Consider the following 16,681-nt stretch of genomic DNA (forward strand, 5'->3'; position numbering starts at 1 on the left):
TGGCGATGTTGAATGAAATGGAGATAGGCGTAGAAGAAATCTTTGAGACCAATGGGGCAAAGATTGTCGTGATCGGTGTGGGTGGGGGTGGGTCAAATATGATCGCCCATTTGATAGCAACGGGCACTTATAAGGACATCATGTTAATTGTGGCCAACACAGATGGACAGGCCCTCAAGTCCTCTACGGCTAAGAATAAAATCCGCTTGGGAGAAAAGATCACAGGGGGCAGGGGAGCTGGTATGAAACCAGAGGTGGGCAAACAAGCCGCCCAAGAGTGTGTGGAAGTGATCAAAAACATGGTAACCGGTGCGGACATTGTGTTTATCTCAGCGGGCTTGGGTGGGGGTACGGGCACAGGAGCAGCCCCTGTGATTGCTCAAATTGCTAAGGATTCGGGTGCGCTCACGGTTTCTGTGGTAACCAAACCCTTTAGCTTTGAGGGCAGAAAGCGGGCGCGCATCGCTGAAGAGGGCTTAAAAGAACTCAAGGCTGTGAGCGACTCGATTGTGGTGATCCCCAATGAAAAACTCATCGGCTTTATTGACAAGAACGCGGGGATTAAAGAGAGTTTTAAAGAGGTGGATAACATCTTAGCTAAGGCAGTTAATGGCATCTCGAGCATGATCATTAACTATGGAGAGAATGATATTAATGTGGATTTTGCGGATTTAAAAACGGTGATGAATCACCGCGGGTTGGCTTTGATGGGCATAGGCGAAGCTACAGGGGTGAATGCCGCCACCGTGGCGGTGGAGAATGCCATTGCCTCCCCCTTGTTTGACAATGTTTCTATCAATGGCGCAATGGGGGTGTTGATTAATTTTGAATGCCACCCAGATTATCCGCTTTTAGAGATCACCAATTCGGTTAGCATCGTGGAGTCGATGGCCGATGAGGATGCTGACATTATCTTTGGGAAATGCACCTCCACTAACACGCCCACCGATCATGTCAAGGTAACCATTGTGGCGACCGGTTTTGAAAAACCCGTTGAAAATAAGGACGAGACAGAGTCCAAACCCTCCTTTAGCCTCTCTAAGAGTGCGTTAGAGAATTTGAAAATGGCTAGCAGTGGGGAGACCTTTAATGGTGTGGATTTGGACAAGCCCACTTTTTTACGCAACCAAAAGGATTAGCCCAAGCGTTCCAGCCAAGCACGCTTGTAAGTGCTAAACTCTTGCTTTAAAATCGTCTCCCTAGCCCCCCGCACTAGCTCTAAGTAGAAGTGCAAATTATGCAAGCTGGCTAGCCTAAAGTAACTCAATTCCCTAGCTTTAAAAAGGTGGTGCAAATAGGCTTTAGAGTGGTGCTGGCAGGTGTAGCACGCGCAATTTTTATCTAAAGGCTCTTCACTCTCTTTATGCGCTTGCGCTTTAATCGAGATTTTGCCACAACTAGTAAAAAGCGTGCCGTTGCGCGCGTTTCTTGTGGGCATCACACAATCAAACATATCCACGCCCCGCTCGATAGCCTCTAACAAATCTTGGGGTGTGCCCACACCCATTAAATAACGGGGTTTGTGGGTGGGCAAAAACTCTGTGGTGTAGCTGATCATTTCATACATCTCTTGGGCACTCTCGCCTACGGCTAACCCCCCAATGGCATACCCATCAAAATCCAAAGCGCATAAATCCAGCGCACTGATTTTACGCAATTCATGGCTGATCCCCCCTTGCACGATGGCAAAAATATAATTTGTCGCCCCCGCGTGGCTTTTATGGTGTGTAAGGCTCTCTTTAGCCCACTCTGTGGTTTTTTGCACCGCCAACTTTAAGCGTTCAAGTGGGGCGGGCAAGCCCACCAAATCATCTAGCACCATGCAAATATCGCTATTAAGGGCGTATTGGGTGTCTAGGACTTTTTGGGGGGTGAAAAGATGGGTGCTCCCATCAATGTGGGATTTAAAGACAATACCCTTAGAGTGCTCTTTGGTGTGTGTGTGTAAAGAAAATGCTTGAAATCCGCCACTATCGGTTAAAAAATTACCTTGAAAGCCACTAAAACCATGCAGTCCGCCTAGATTTTTAATGACGCTGGCTCCGGGCCGCAAATATAAATGGTAGGTGTTGCCCAAGATAATGGAGGCTTTTAAATGCACTTGTAAGTCTCGTGCATCTAGACTTTTCACGCTAGCTTGCGTGCCTACGGGCATAAAAATGGGGGTTTGCACAATGCCATGTGCTAGTTTCAAAGTGCCCGCGCGCGCACACCCCTCTTGCCCCTTTAAGCAAAAATCCATTGGATCACCTTTTTTACTATATAATAAAGCTAGAGATCATAGCATGGAAAAGGCATGAAGAAAGTTGCGTTGATTTTAGAGGGCAAGGTGGCCAAAAAGTTTATGGAAGTGGTGGTTTCTAAGTATTTTAGCAATAATTTTTACTTAGTGATCACCAAAGATCAAACTTGTCTGCCTGCTAGCTTGCCGAGCACGTTTGAGGTGCATTTGTTTGACCCCACCTCAGCCTACAAGCTCTATCCCTTTTTAGATGCCAATGTGAATGATATTTTGATTGTGATGGAAGATGTCAAAGAACAGCGCGCGCTCTATGAAATCATCCGCAATAAAACCAAAGAAATCCGCATGATTTTGAGTTTGGAAGATAGCAACGCATTTAAGGACATCAAGGACGATCGCCTCTTGGTGATCGATCGCACCCAGTTTATTGCCCAAAAATTCATCGCCAAATTACCCAATGTCCCCAGTGTCCCACAAGGCTTTGGGCTAGGACAAGGTGAGGTGATGGAAATTGGCGTGCCCTTTGGGAGTGTCTTTGCCTACCGACACTTGGGATCGTTGCGCCAAAAAGATTATAAGATCGTGGGTGTTTATCGTAAAAACGAGTTCCACCTCAGCCATTCCTCCATGGTGATTCAACCTCGCGATCAACTCTTGGTCGTGGGCAATCCCGATGCGCTCAATAGTTTGTATCTGCAGGTTAAAAGCAATGTAGGGCAATTCCCTGTACCCTTTGGGCGGGATATTTATTTGTATGTGGATATGGGTTTGCAAGACACGCACGCCCTTAAACGCGACATCGATCAAGCCCTCATCTTGCATGAAAAGCTCAAGAGTGCCATGCTTTATATCCAAGTGCTCAACCCCACAGATGGGATCGCCATGCAAGAAATCCGCAATATTGAATGCCAAGATATCCGCGTGGTGGTGGATTTTAAGGGCATGCATTTTATTGAGAAGCTCCATGCTGATAGCCAAAAAAAAATTGGTCTAGCCGTTGTGGGCAAAGAACTTTTTAGTTGCCGCCATAGGCGTAGGGCTCTTTTTGAGATCGCCACACCGGTTTTTAAAACCAATGCTAGAGGACTTAAAGGCGTGGAAAAAAGCATGGTGGTTTTAAATGAAGATATGGAGCAAAATGAGGACATCTCTTCGGTGATGTTTGACGTATGTGGGCAGATGAATTTAGACATGCTCTTATACGATTTTGACCCCGACAAACGCTACAAAACCGAAGTAATTAAAAATTATGAACATCTCTCGCATATTTACAACTGTAAAATTAAGGTGATCCGCACTTACACTAGAAATCCCGTGCTTTTTCTCAACAAGCTGGAAACCCCCGTTGTGCATTTTTTGCCCTTTGAATCTTGCATTGCCCAAAACCATCTCTTTTGGATGTTCTCAACCAAAGTTGAACAGATTGCATTCTTAAGTGATGCACATCCCCAAATGTTTATCCCGGTGGTGGAATGATGTTGATCAACACCCTTAATTATCCCATTTATATCGGTGCTTTGCCCCCAATCACGCATACGGGTAAGGTTTTGGTGGTGAGTGATAGCGTGGTCGCCCCCTTGTATTTAGACAAACTCCTAGAAAAAATCAACGCATCTCAAGTTTTTAGCCATGTGATCCCCGCTGGCGAGGTGCATAAAAACCAAGCCACCCTAGAGGGCGTTTTAGAATCCGCCTTTGAGGCCAATTTGAGTCGTGCTGATTGCATGTTGGCTTTGGGTGGGGGTGTGGTGAGCGATTTAGCGGGCTTTGCGGGTGCCATTTATAAACGGGGGATTAGCTTTGAGATTGTCCCCACCACGCTTTTAGCCCAAGTGGATGCGAGCATCGGGGGCAAGACGGGCATTAATAACGCCTATGGCAAAAATTTAATCGGGGCGTTCCACCCCCCCAAGGCGGTTTATATTGACCCCAATTTTTTACAAACTCTACCCACAAGGGAGTTTAAAGCGGGCATTGCTGAGATGATTAAAAAAGCGGTGTGCTTTGATCGAGATTATTTTGAGTGGCTCAGAACCTACCCCCTAGATCAACACCTAGAGTTAGGCATCGCTAAAAGCGTGGCGATCAAGGCACAAGTGGTCGCCCAAGATGAAAAAGAAGCGCATTTGCGTATGGGGCTCAATTACGGACACACCTTTGGGCATGCCATTGAGAAAGAACAAAACTATCAAGGCTTTTTGCATGGTGAGGCGGTGGCGGTGGGGATGCAAATGGCCAATGCCCTAGCAGTGAAATTGGGGCTACTAGATACACATGCCAGCGAGCAAATTGATGCCCTGCTAGAGATTTACGATCTGCGCTTTGACTACCAAGTGCCCAATATAGAGGCTTTTTACAAAATTTTATGTATGGATAAAAAAAATATGGATCGCCCTAGATTTGTGTTGCCTACAAGAATAGGGGACTTTAGGCTCATAGAGGATATTCCACAAAACATGGTTATGGAGGTTTTAAAAACATGGAGTTAATGCTAAGAGGACTTTTGGTTGTGGGGATTTTTTTGGGCATGCTGGAGGCAGAAAATATAGCCGATTTGCAAACCAAACTCTCCCATCTCCAACACCAGCTAGAAACCAGCGATAATATTTGGCTCAAAAAGTTTAAGAATTTTGAGAGCTATGGCAAGATTTCTGTGGAGATTCAGAAAATCCAAGAGAGATTAAAGAAACTCCAAGAGGAAAAAGGCGACCCCTTAGAGATCAGCGCGCTTAAGCATAGCCTCCAAGCCCTCCAGCACCAAGAGAAACTTTTAGATCTCTACAAAACCCACCCCTTTAAAGATTTGGTTGAAAAACCCACCATCACCAACATGCCCAATGTTACTAGCCCTTTTGGAATCATCGGTGCGCTCTCCTTTATCAAATCTTTAAAGATCAAATACACCACCATGCAAGGGCATCAAAAGAGCTTGCACCAAGTCTTAGAGTTACTCGCCCAAGAATTAGAGATTCTCAAGGAATTACAAGCCTTGCAACCCAAAAAATGGGCGACTCCGCTCTACCAGGAGCAAATCAGAATCATTGAGTTTTCAAATGCCCAAAGTCTTTTAAAAGCCAGCCTAGACACTTACGCCAAAGACATCCAAGAAGCCGATCAAAGCATCAAAACCCAAATCAAAGATCAGCTTTTCAAACTTTTATATGTCTTGTTAGGGGCGTTGTGTAGCGTGTTATTGGCTTGGGGACTCAAAAAACTCAGCCACAAGTATTTATACGATGATGAACGATCTTATAGTATTAATAAGGCGATTAACTTTGTTAATGCCAATGTGATTGTTTTGATCTTCTTGTTTTCCTACCTAGAAAACGTCTCCTATCTTGTTACGGCTATCGGTTTTATGGGTGCGGGTTTTGCCATTGCGATGCGCGACCTTTTTATGAGTGTTTTAGGCTGGATGACCTTGATTTTAAGGGGCAATTTGCATGTGGGCGATCGCGTGCAAGTCTCTAAAGATGGGAATACCTATGTGGGCGATGTCTTGGATATTTCCATGCTCTACATCACCATTTTTGAAGATGTGACCATGATGACCTATCTTAAAAACAATGGGCGTGCGGGGCGGATTATTTTTGTACCCAATAACTACATCTTCACCGGGCTTTTGTCTAATTGTAGCCATTTGGGGAGCAAAACCATTTGGGATAGCCTAGAGTTCTTTTTAACCTTTGATTCCAACCACCAAAAGGCAGTAGAGATCGCTACACAGATTGCCACCACCTGCGCGCAAACCTATAGCCAAATGGCACAAGCCCAATTTAGCAAAATGCGCACCAAATACGCCTTCCGCAATGTGGATGCCAGCCCTAAAGTCTTTATCATGCCTGAAAAAGACGGGATGCGTTTGTTTATCTCTTATCTTGCCGATGCCTACAATGCCTTGCCTTTGCGCTCGGTTATCTCCTTGCAAGTTTTACAAGCCTTTTTAAAATCCAAAGATATTTTTGTGAGTGCTAGCCTCAAGCCTAAAATCGAGGAAGACCCAGAGCCCAAAGAGCCTAGCCCAGAACCCTCATCTTCTCCCATCCCCCAAAATCCCGTGTAAAAACTACCTCTTGGATACACGCTTCTTTTTGGCTCTTCTGTCCCATTTGAATCACCACATCAATGGCACTTTTAAAATAGCGCGCCACCAAAGCCAAATCTAGTTGGCTTTTTTGGCTCATCTCAATATTAAGGGCGATTGCCTCTAAAACTTGATGGACGCTATTAGCGTGCAAGGTAGAGATCATGCCCTTATGTCCGGTATTGCCAAATCTTAAAAATAAAAGGGCGTTGCGTGTGTCGATCTCACCCACCATCAAGCGATCCGGGCTCATGCGCATCGCCATGTTCAAGGCATCTTCATAGCTAAAATAACCCCGCTCCCCCTTACCCACCAATAACCCCACACTATTGCCAAAGGCGCGTAAATCCAACTCCAAGCTATCCTCCACGCTCACAATACGGCTTTGCTTGGGTATATAACCTAACAACGTATTTAACAGACTAGTTTTACCACTAGCCGTACCTCCACTAATTAAAATATTATATTCTTCATGCGCTAAAGCCTTGATCCCCTCATAGTCAAGCTTGCAAGTGGGCAATAGGCTAAATTCCTCTAGCTCGAATTTGCGTGTGCTAGGCACACGGATATTCAGACTAATTTGGTTATTGGTCGTGATGCTAAAATGATTAGCACTCACACGGTAACGGCTAAAGGGTAAAGAGCAATTTAGCGTAGGGGCTTGCAAGCCAAAGGGTAGGGCGTAATAGCTGGCTAATTGTTCACAAAAGCGCAATAAAAACTCTTGATCCAAACTCCCATCACAGACACGCGCGCGCGTGCCATCTAGGCGATAAAGCCACAACTCTTTTGGGGTGTTGCTAATAAGCTCAGTAATCCCGCTTTCTAAATAGGGGCGTAGGGTGTCAATTTGGGCTTTTAAGACTTTGTGGGTGCTAAACTCTAGCATCGCTTCAAGGCATTTTCTAAATCCTGTGGCGTGTCAATCCCTAGACTATGGCTTTGCACCAAACTTACTTGGATGGGCTTTTGGTGGTAGAGTGCCCGGAGTTGTTCGAGCTTTTCGATCTCCTCTAGAGGGCTTTTGGGCAAGCTACAAAATTCCAACAGATGATGGACTTGGAAACCATAAATGCCAATGTGCCCTAAAAAAGGGTGCCCCTTTTGATCGCGATCGTAGGGAATGGGTGCTCGGGAGAAATAAAGGGCGCGGTTTTCATCACCCAAAACCACCTTTACCCAGTTAGGGTCGCTGGCTTCTTGTTGGGTGATGATCTTAGCGCATGTGTGCATGAAGGGGGTATCTTGAGAGGCTTTTAGCAGAGTGGCGATCACTTCATGTTCTAAAAAGGGCTCATCGCCTTGTAAATTCACAACGGGCATTTGCGGGTCTAGTTGGAGGATTTGGCAGGCTTGCGCACAACGATCGGTCCCGCTGGTGTGGGTTTTATCCGTTAAAATCGCTGGGATCGCAAAATCCTCACAGACTTTAAGCAAGAGCGCATCATCACAGGCGACCACCACTTCATCAACCTTTTGGGCGTTGCGTGCGGTGGCGACAATCATGGGGACTTGGTGGATGGTGGCTAATAATTTGCGTGGGAAACGCACCGATTGCAATCTAGCGGGAATGATGATCATAAATGTCCTTTTAAATGCGCTATTATAATCTATAAATCATAACTCATGGAAGTCATTAAGTAACTGCGATCTTGAGTGGTGGGGGCAAATTTAGGGTTATAGCCAGCGTGGAAATACCCCACCTTATAACCCCTATGCATAGAAACTTCATAGCCATTAATGCGGAGCATCAGATTAATGCGTTTGCTCCAATGGTATTCTAGGGTCAAACCCAAACTTTGCGAATTAGCCCTAGGCGAATAGATCAATTTGCCTAAAAGTTGCCATGAAAATTGTTTGATTTTCCCCCCAACAATGCCCGCAATGGTTACCGAATTAGCATTGTAAAGATTAGTATAAGCATCTTCATAGGGGGTGTCATCGGTGGTATCAAAGGGCACGGGTGAGCCATTCCAGCCCAGTTGGGCATTGGCATTGCCAAAATTCTTATACACCAACCAACCCACATGGTAATCTTTAATATCAAAGCGTTGCCGCACTAATAAGCTTGCGGTGTCCCTGCCAACCAAATTCCCCCGATAATAGGTTTTAGCCAGAGTGGCACTATAAATGGGGAACCACGCATAGACTTGGGTTGAAACACTCCAATTAGAAAAGGCAAAGCCTACATTGGCTTGGAATCCGGGCGCATTGAAGTTTTTAGGATAAAACCAAATAAAGGGCATGAGCAAAAAATGCTTGGATTTCCAAGTTACACTAAAAGCATGCATGCCATAATTGACTCGCCTCCCGCTGGCAAACTCATAACTCACAGGCGCATAAAACTCTCTGATGAATTGGATATTGGCTAACCCCCTCCCATAGGTACTAAACCACTCGAACTTAAAATGAGACAACTTGAAAAATGCTTCAAAGCCCTGATTATAACCCCGCAAAAACAACGCATTGCTCTTATAACGCCCCAGCTTGATCCCAAAAATATCCTTGTAGCTATAATCCAAATAGAGATTATACAGAATGTAATTTTTGGCATGTACAGAATCTTGGTAGCGTGCATAGGGCGTTTTGGTCCAAGGCGCGTCCATCAAATACCCCTCCCAACGCCCCATATAATACCAGTTGGCTGGCTGGTAACCCGGATCTACCCCGCTAGTATCTCTTAAAGTTTTGGTTGAATCGTAAGCCAACCCGCCCAGCTCGCCCCCAATGCCCGCCCTTAGCTTGTGATTGCTCACCCACTTGGGTAACAAATTGGCATCAATTTGCAAAGCCCCCACAGCAGTAACATAGCTCCCTGTGGGGTAAAGCCCCTTTTGGGAATTAATGGGCGCGTTGTTAAAACCAATGCGTGAAAAAGAACCCACCTTGCCCCCTAGCTGGTAATCAAAGGCATGCAAACAAGACAAGCCCACACATAAAATTTGAAAAACCACGCTTTGAAAAGAGAGTTTCAAGCACCATCCTCACAAACAGACAAAATTTAGACTAAGGGAGAGACTGATTATACAATAAATGTACCCAAATTAAAACGCAAGTGTGAGTCTCTAACCCCACCATAACTAATACCATAAAATATTAGTCTAGTAGGCTCATATTTTCTAACTTATTTTTATATTTTTAATAAAGTTATCAATGATACTATCAACTTTTTTACAAAAAAATATATAGATTAAGTTCTAATTCAGTTTAAAACCGCTGGACTCTCTATGTCTTTAGGACAAATACCCAGAATAAGGAGTCTTTATGGATAAACAGCATGCGTTGGACATTTTAAATAGCAAACAGCTTGATAATGTGCTAAAACTATTTGAGAAATACGCATCGGTGCAATGGGCTAGTAATGTGCATGTGCAAGACATTAGTCTCAGCGAAATGGAAATTGCTTACACTAAAGAGGGCAAACAAGAGGTCTTTAGATTAGCCTTCCCCTACCCACTTGATAGCTTTGAGGGAATCCGCGATGCGCTCATCGCCCTTTTAGGTCCAGATGCCTCTAATGTCTCCGATTCTTATCAATCTTGCCATACAGAAAACCAACACCAACAAAACCATTTTGGATCGGGAGCTCAAGGTTCGTTTGGCCCTCAAGGGAATCCGGGGAACTGGGGACATCAGGGATATTTTGGTCCCCAAGCGGGCGGTTTTGCTGGACAACACCCTTTTAATACGTCTTGTGGATTCAATGGTAGTTATGGGCCTTGGGGCATGCCCTTTGGTTTTACCCCATTCCCATACTTTGGCATGTTTGTGATGGGTTTTGTGCCTTTTGGTTTCCACCCCATGCCCCAGCACTTTAACCCCCAAGCCCATTTTGGACCCCAAAGCGGTTTTCACCCAGATATGAGAACCCCCCATCAAGGGCAACAAGACTTCTCTAAAAATCAAGGTCCTAACCGCTAGTGATGCCCCTAAAATTTCTTGCTGTTAGCCTCATCCAAGATGTTTTGGGCGATGCGTTGGACATTCTGGCTAATGGTGGAAGAAGTTTGGGCTATCTGGGTGTTGTGCGCCATTGTTTTTTCTAAAGATTCCATCGCCATGTTGATTTGGGCAATGTTTTCGGTCTGCTCCTCAATCATCGTAGCGGTTTGGTTGATGGACTGGGCGAGCGCGGAGATATTCACCTCAATCTCGTTCAAAGACTTTTGGGTGCGTTCAGCCAGTTTGCGCACTCCATCAGCCACCACCACAAAGCCCCGCCCGTGTTCGCCCGCTCGGGCGGCCTCAATAGTGGCATTTAGGGCCAACAAACCAATCTGCTCGGCAATCTCATCGATGATCACGACAATATTAGAAATGCCCTTAGACTGCTCGATCACCCCCTGACTCTTGGTATTGACATTTTGCATCGACTTGGTGATCTTATCTAGCGCGCTGGTTGTTTGTTCTAAGGATTCCAGCTGTAAAAAACCCCCTTGCAACTGGGAGGTGTCCATATTGCCCCTAAAGTCATTGTGCGAATAGGTTTCAATGGTGTTGGAAATGTTGCGGAAAATGGAATTTAGAAAATGGGAAAAATCGTTGAGATTGCTCCCCAAGTGCTGGAGTGCGGGGTTGATCGCTTGGGCTTGGATATTTTGGGTAAAATCCCCTGTGCGCGCCCCATTGAGGACCACCAACGCTTCTTTAGAGAGGGTTTGATCGGCTTGGAAGTGCTCTAGTGCCTCTTGGATATTGTGGTTGAGCGCGCGCGCCATCTCGCCTAGCCCATCTTTGGAACGCAAAACAATTGCTTGGGGGGCTTCTTGATTTTTGTGATTCACAAAAGCAAAGAAGTCTTTTAACCCCTTGTTAAGCGCGCGGATATTCCCCGTGATTTTGTGGTAAAAGAGGTAATATAGGGGCATGACCACTACTAGCAAAAAGATTGCAATGATCAAGACATAGAGGTAAAATTTTTGACTCAAATCGTGTTTAATATCGGAGGTGATCATGTGTGTGCGTTGTTGCACATTGTCCATATACACCCTGTTGCAATCCACAAATTGGGCACCCCTTCGATTTTTTGTGCATAGGAAATCTTTTGCACGGGGCGAGTACTCTCATCTGGGAGGGGTTTGGGCACGATATAATAAACAAATCTGCCCCCCGCCATGGCCACCCTGTAGAGTTCTTTAACATAATACACCCCATTTTTATCGTGAAAGTTTTCCATGTTTGTGCCCACATGGAATTTGGGGTTGCCCGTAGAGATAGCGGTGTAAAGATCATAGACGAAAAAATAACTTGAGTGATCTTCTTCAAAGCGAAAACCTTTAAGCAAGTGCTCAATCATCTGCTTTTTGGCTTCAAGGGTGGGGGCGTTTTTGATCGCATTGGAGAGGACAAAACTCATCGCATCCACAGATAGCTTGAGCTTTTCACCCAACATGGCGTTCAAATCTGTGCCGACCAATTTATCCACGCGCTGGACAGATTCCTTATTATTATGCACAAAGAGCAAGAGGGTGGTTGCCATCAACGATGGTGAGCAACCACAACGCAACAATTTGTTTGCCCAATGAAAAAGAGGGAGTTTTCTGTTGCTTCCTTAATAGGAGCGATCTTGTTATTTTATGGCATTAAAGCCCCCTAATTCTGTGCTATTCCTTGGGGGGAGAGATAAAAGGAGTATCACACACAGTCGATCCTCAGATTAAAATTACTTATAAGACGATAGACTAAGACTTCTTTAATTTTGTTTAAAGTTGCCCTTTGCACCCCCCCACTTCCCCAATTCAAACACGCTTTTGACTTTTTTAAGCTGGCTGAGAGGTAAACTTTTGAGCGTCCCTTCTATGTTTAAAATCACATTTTCACCCTCTAAACCGGCGATCAATCCTTTAAATCTCTCTTTCTCCAGCGTGCGCACCTCGACTAAATCCCCCATAGAGAGTTCAAAATGCCTAGGTTTGGTGAGCGTACGTTCCAAGCCCATTGAGCTGACCTCTAGGGTATAGGAGCTGGGCATAAAATCATGCACATCTAAAAGCGGGGAGATAAGCAAGCTGGCTTGTTCGCAGACCTCTAGGCTAGTGGGACCCTGCAGGGCTTTTATGCTGATACGTAAAATGTCTTGTTGGTTTTCCTTGAGCAAAGCCACATCATAGAGCGCGCAACCAATGCTTTTAAGTGTGTTTTCTAAGAGACTTTCTAATTTCTGTAAATCCATCACAGACTCTCTAAGATTTTTTGTAGCCGTTGTTCTTGCTCTAGGGCGGTATCGATATGAAAACTAAAATGGGGGCATTTAAACCATCCGCTCACCTGCAAAACATAAGCTCTTAGTAAGGGCGTGGCTTTTTTAAGAGCCCCCAGCACCTCTTGTTGCGTGTTGGGCTCGATAGATTGCGCATCGATATAGACATGGGCATGGTGCTTGCCCTTAGAGCAATGCACACGGCTAAAGGCTAGCCCATTTAAGCGCACATCGCCCAACATGCCCAAACACTCTTGTAAATACTCCAACAACACCGCATCTAAGCGCATCGCATGGATATTGTCCATCATAACACCCGACTTTTTTGGATTTCTTTAAAACTCTCAAACACATCGCCCACGCGCACATCATTGTAATGATCGAGCATGATCCCGCACTCATAACCCTTAGAAACCTCTTGGGCATCATCTTTAAAGCGTTTCAAGGACACGATTTTACCCACATGCACCACGACTCCATCGCGAATCAAGCGCACCTTGATCCCCTTGTTGATCACCCCATCGACCACCATGCACCCAGCGATCGTGCCCACTTTGGGGATCACAAAGGTTTCGCGCACTTGGGCTTGACCGGTATCCTCTTCCTCAACAATTGGGCTCATCAGTCCACCCATCAAGGCTTTCATGTCATCTAAAAGCGCGTAAATCACGCTATAAGTCTTAATCTCCACGCACAATTCCTTAGCCTTGCTGCGCACATTGCCTGTTGGGCGGATATTAAAACCTAGCACCAAGGCATGGGAGTTATTAGCCACCAAACTCAAATCATTTTCACTAATTGCCCCCACGCCTGCACCCAAAATCTGCACGCCCACCTCGTCATTATTCAAGCCTAGTAAGCTGTGTTTGATCGCCTCTAAACTACCCTGTGTGTCGGCTTTCAATACCAGCGGGATATTTTTGAACTCTTTGTTGGCGACCATGGAAGAGAGTTCGTCAATATGCACCTTGGTGCTCTTGCTCAACGCCTTTTGGCGCAGGTAGGTTGCCTTTTTATGCGCCAAGCTCCTAGCAGTGTTCTCATTTTCCACCACCATAAGACTCGAGCCCGCCATGGGCACTTCACTAAGTCCGGTGATGAGCGCAACTTGAGAGGGTCTTAAGCTTTGGATACTCTTACCTTGATCATCACTCATGGTGCGCACTTTCCCAAATGCCACATCGGCCACCACCGCATCCCCCACTTTGATGGTACCATTTTGCACAATAATGGTCGCCACCGCCCCGCGCCCTTTTTCCACGCTCCCCTCTAAGACCACCGCACGCCCATTCCCCTCTACACCCGCGCGCAATTCCATAATCTCTGCTTGGATCAAAATCGTTTCTAAAAGCGTGTCGATACCTTGACCCGTTTTTGCTGAAATGGGGATGAACTCATATTCCCCGCCCCAATCACGTGCATTAAAGCCCAATTCCGCACATTCGGCCTTGAGCTTATCCACATTGGCATTTTCTTTATCGATCTTATTCATCGCTACAATGATTTGCACACCCGCATCTTTGGCTTGTTTGAGTGCCTCAATGGTTTGGGGTTTGACCCCATCGTCAGCGGCGATCACGATGATCGCAATATCAGTAACCTTGGCTCCCCGCTCGCGCATTTGTTTGAACGCCTCATGCCCGGGTGTGTCAATAAAGGAAATCCACTTATCGTTTTTTTGCACCATGTAAGCCCCGATGTGCTGGGTGATCCCCCCTGCCTCGCTGCCTGCCACGCGTTGGTTGCGGATTTTATCCAGCAAAGAGGTTTTACCATGATCGACATGCCCCATGATCGTTACCACGGGCGGGCGTTCGCTCAAAACTTGGTTCTCTTCCTCTTGAGTCTCCTCCACAAACACCTGCGTGCTTTCAATGGAGACTTCTAAACCAAATTCAGCCGCCAAAATCTCAATGGCATCGCGATCCAAAAAGTCGTTTTTGGTAACCATTAAACCCAGATTAAAAAGGGTTTTGATCACATCGGCTAGGTTGAGATTAGCACTCTGCGCAAACTCATAAACCCGCACTTCTTCAGAGACGCTAATGACACTCTGCACGCTTTTTTGGGTATTCTCATTACGATATACGCGCTTTTTACGGCTCGAGCGCCGAATACCCCCCTCGCTCATCCAAGGCGTTTTCTTTTGGATTTTGACCCGATCGGTGATCATTTTGGGCATGCTTTCTTCAGGCGGGTTTTCTTCCAAATCTTGGCTATGGAAATCAAAGAGCATCACCTCATCTTGTTCGTCCTCATAGATGTCATTAAAATCCCGGCTATGGGAGAAGTCTAGCTTATGGGTGCGGTTTTTAGGGCTGGGTTTTTGGACACTTTTTTGTTTAGGGACCTTTTTGGGCTTTTTTTCCTCCTTATTTTCTGGGGTATCTATGCTCTTGCTTGCCTCTAGGGCTCTTGCCAAAGCCGCCTCTTCTTGATCGGTGCGCCGGACAATGCGAATCCCACGTGTGCGCGTGCTAAGCGTACTAGTTGGTGAGGCTTGGGGTTGAGGAGGTGTCGCTACAATAGGAGTGGGGAGAGGTGTGGGTTTGGGCTCTAGTTTGGGTGGGGCTTTGGGTGTCTCTGGTTTTTTGGGCTTAGGGGCTTCTTTTTCTCCTGTGCTGATAATCTCAATGTTACACTTTTTGACAACGGGTTTAGTGGGCATGCTAGGGGCTGGGCAATCTGTAGGGGTGGATTTTTGGGGCTCTGCTTGGGGCTCTTGGCTCTTGGCTGGGGGTGTGTCCTTTTTGGGAGTCTCCTTGCTCTTGCTTTCTTTGCTCTTGGGAGGTTTTGTGGCGGGCTTGACTTTATTGATGATGTACTCATACAGCGTATGCGCTGTTTCGGGGTCTAGCTTGGAATTGCTTTTGAGATTTAGCCCGATTTCTTTACCCGCTTCGATCACCTTCTTGGTGTCCTTTAAGCCCAATTCTAGGGTAAAATCCTTCAATGTCGTCAAATCACTCATGCCTTGATCTCCTCTAACCATGCCTCAATATAGTGTTTGTTATTAGGGGTATTCTTGGTTTTAAGCACCTGTTTAGTGACATGCTTGCTTTTTAAGCACGCATGGCATAAATAAAAACTCCGCCCGCTCCCCTGAAAGGTGATGATCACATTATCCAAAACACTAAAACGCAAGAGTTTTTCTTGCAAGAAACGCTCCCGACAACACACACACATGCGCACGGCTTTTTTAGAAAAAAAGGCATTACTCCTCAATCTGCACTCCTTGGTTATCAAAGTCTAAGATCAAAACCCTAAAATTATAATATTTTTTTTGCAATTTTGCTTGCAAACGCGCCGCATCCTCTGCATAGCACATGTTAAAAAAAGACGACCCACTCCCCGACAAAGTGCTCATCAACGCCCCATTTTCTAAAGCTAATTTTTGCACCCCGTAGAGCACAGGGTAGAGCTTCATGCGCCGATCTTGGTGTAAGCGATCCTTAGAGATCGCCTTTAAAAGCTCCCATTTTTCTTGCATAAAAATCATGCTCATCAAGCCCACGCGGGATAGATTGTAGATCACATCGGCACTGCCATAGCGTTTGGGTAATGCCATGCGCGAGAACTTGGTAGAAATGGAGTGTGAAGGAATCACCACCACTGCCTTTAAATTTTTTGGTATGGAGGTTTTGAGGTGGTAAATTTGCTTGCGCCTTTGTTTGTTTTCTTTATAGGGCAAACTCTCAACAGCTACCACATTAAACCCCCCAAAGACAGCGGGTGTGATGTTGTCTGGGTGAGACTCATGCACCAAACTCGCATGCAAAATCTCTTCTTTATCCAGTGTGTGGGTTAAATAATAGTCAATGGCACTCAAAGCTCCGACAATGATCGCCGAACTACTCCCTAGCCCCCGAGAAATGGGGATAGCATTGGTGAATGAAAATTCAAAATTCTCTTGGATGCCCTTTGCTTGCAACGCCTCTTTAAAGAGCTTGACAAAGATATTATCCACCAAGAACTTTGAAAAGCCCTCACCCTCACCCTGTATTTTAATGCTGGTATAGACGGAGGGGATCACACTAAAACGATTCCGCAGATTCAAACTAAGCCCCAAGCAATCAAAACCCGGTCCTAAGTTCGCACTTGTGGCAGGTACGCTAACAACCAATCGGCTTCCTATATTTTACCATTGTGTCCAATT

At 45.7% G+C, this 16,681-nt stretch carries 16 protein-coding genes; 5 read left to right on the top strand and 11 right to left on the bottom strand.

Features of this window, described 5'->3' with window-relative positions; all coding sequences use genetic code 11:
* Positions 1–5 precede the first annotated feature (5 nt).
* Positions 6–1,139: a cell division protein FtsZ gene (gene ftsZ / locus FNE76_RS02145; protein WP_120947406.1), complete on the top strand. Its 1,134-nt coding sequence runs from the start codon at positions 6–8 to the stop codon at positions 1,137–1,139.
* On the opposite strand, the gene tgt is transcribed toward ftsZ, so the two are convergent.
* Positions 1,136–2,242 carry a tRNA guanosine(34) transglycosylase Tgt gene (tgt, locus tag FNE76_RS02150; RefSeq protein WP_104641200.1) on the bottom strand — a complete coding sequence of 369 codons (1,107 nt, stop codon included), beginning with the start codon at positions 2,240–2,242 and terminating at the stop codon, positions 1,136–1,138. The genes ftsZ and tgt overlap by 4 nt on opposite strands.
* 54 nt (positions 2,243–2,296) lie before the next feature.
* Between tgt and FNE76_RS02155 the strand changes: the two genes are divergently transcribed.
* The 3 genes from FNE76_RS02155 to FNE76_RS02165 are packed head-to-tail and all read left to right on the top strand — an operon-like array spanning position 2,297 to position 6,305.
* Positions 2,297–3,718, top strand: a complete 1,422-nt coding sequence (locus FNE76_RS02155) for a COG3400 family protein (RefSeq protein ID WP_120947407.1) — start codon at positions 2,297–2,299, stop codon at positions 3,716–3,718.
* Entirely contained in the window at positions 3,718–4,731 is a 1,014-nt protein-coding gene (aroB, locus tag FNE76_RS02160) for a 3-dehydroquinate synthase (RefSeq protein WP_120947408.1), read from the top strand. The genes FNE76_RS02155 and aroB overlap by 1 nt, the downstream gene beginning before the upstream one ends.
* Positions 4,722–6,305: a mechanosensitive ion channel family protein gene (locus FNE76_RS02165; protein WP_235852163.1), complete on the top strand. Its 1,584-nt coding sequence runs from the start codon at positions 4,722–4,724 to the stop codon at positions 6,303–6,305. The genes aroB and FNE76_RS02165 overlap by 10 nt, the downstream gene beginning before the upstream one ends.
* Here the strand turns inward: FNE76_RS02165 and FNE76_RS02170 are convergent.
* The 3 genes from FNE76_RS02170 to FNE76_RS02180 are packed head-to-tail and all read right to left on the bottom strand — an operon-like array spanning position 6,259 to position 9,301.
* Positions 6,259–7,215 carry an ATPase, T2SS/T4P/T4SS family gene (locus FNE76_RS02170; RefSeq protein ID WP_120947410.1) on the bottom strand — a complete coding sequence of 319 codons (957 nt, stop codon included), beginning with the start codon at positions 7,213–7,215 and terminating at the stop codon, positions 6,259–6,261. The two genes, FNE76_RS02165 and FNE76_RS02170, sit on opposite strands and share 47 nt — an antisense overlap.
* The gene (gene kdsB, locus FNE76_RS02175) at positions 7,209–7,907 is read right to left on the bottom strand and encodes a 3-deoxy-manno-octulosonate cytidylyltransferase (protein WP_120947411.1); all 699 of its coding nucleotides are present in this window, start codon (positions 7,905–7,907) and stop codon (positions 7,209–7,211) included. The genes FNE76_RS02170 and kdsB overlap by 7 nt, the downstream gene beginning before the upstream one ends.
* A 29-nt stretch (positions 7,908–7,936) precedes the next feature.
* Positions 7,937–9,301, bottom strand: a complete 1,365-nt coding sequence (locus FNE76_RS02180; RefSeq protein ID WP_407925306.1) for an outer membrane family protein — start codon at positions 9,299–9,301, stop codon at positions 7,937–7,939.
* 289 nt (positions 9,302–9,590) lie between these two features.
* Between FNE76_RS02180 and FNE76_RS08500 the strand changes: the two genes are divergently transcribed.
* Complete coding sequence (locus FNE76_RS08500; protein ID WP_120947412.1) at positions 9,591–10,247, top strand: DUF2470 domain-containing protein; 657 nt, start codon at positions 9,591–9,593, stop codon at positions 10,245–10,247.
* An 8-nt stretch (positions 10,248–10,255) separates the two neighbouring features.
* On the opposite strand, the gene FNE76_RS08505 is transcribed toward FNE76_RS08500, so the two are convergent.
* From FNE76_RS08505 to thrB, 7 genes are all read right to left on the bottom strand, one after another.
* A complete protein-coding gene (locus FNE76_RS08505) occupies positions 10,256–11,308 on the bottom strand; it encodes a methyl-accepting chemotaxis protein (RefSeq protein WP_185962962.1) in 1,053 nt (350 codons plus the stop codon).
* Entirely contained in the window at positions 11,278–11,805 is a 528-nt protein-coding gene (locus tag FNE76_RS08215; RefSeq protein ID WP_185962963.1) for a cache domain-containing protein, read from the bottom strand. The genes FNE76_RS08505 and FNE76_RS08215 overlap by 31 nt, the downstream gene beginning before the upstream one ends.
* A gap of 213 nt (positions 11,806–12,018) precedes the next feature.
* Entirely contained in the window at positions 12,019–12,498 is a 480-nt protein-coding gene (locus FNE76_RS02195; RefSeq protein ID WP_120947413.1) for a ribosome maturation factor RimP, read from the bottom strand.
* Positions 12,498–12,836 (bottom strand): 30S ribosome-binding factor RbfA, encoded by a 339-nt coding sequence (gene rbfA / locus FNE76_RS02200; RefSeq protein WP_120947414.1) that lies wholly within the window; start codon positions 12,834–12,836, stop codon positions 12,498–12,500. Before rbfA ends, FNE76_RS02195 begins: the two co-directional genes overlap by 1 nt.
* Positions 12,833–15,496, bottom strand: coding sequence for a translation initiation factor IF-2 (gene infB / locus FNE76_RS02205; protein WP_120947415.1), 2,664 nt, complete (start codon positions 15,494–15,496; stop codon positions 12,833–12,835). Before infB ends, rbfA begins: the two co-directional genes overlap by 4 nt.
* Positions 15,493–15,750 (bottom strand): DUF448 domain-containing protein, encoded by a 258-nt coding sequence (locus tag FNE76_RS02210; RefSeq protein WP_120947416.1) that lies wholly within the window; start codon positions 15,748–15,750, stop codon positions 15,493–15,495. Before FNE76_RS02210 ends, infB begins: the two co-directional genes overlap by 4 nt.
* On the bottom strand, positions 15,740–16,648 hold the full coding sequence (gene thrB / locus FNE76_RS02215; protein WP_120947417.1) for a homoserine kinase: 909 nt from the start codon (positions 16,646–16,648) through the stop codon (positions 15,740–15,742). The genes FNE76_RS02210 and thrB overlap by 11 nt, the downstream gene beginning before the upstream one ends.
* Positions 16,649–16,681: the final 33 nt, after the last annotated feature.

The sequence above is a fragment of the Helicobacter mehlei genome (assembly GCF_007280785.1).
Classification (GTDB): domain Bacteria; phylum Campylobacterota; class Campylobacteria; order Campylobacterales; family Helicobacteraceae; genus Helicobacter; species Helicobacter mehlei.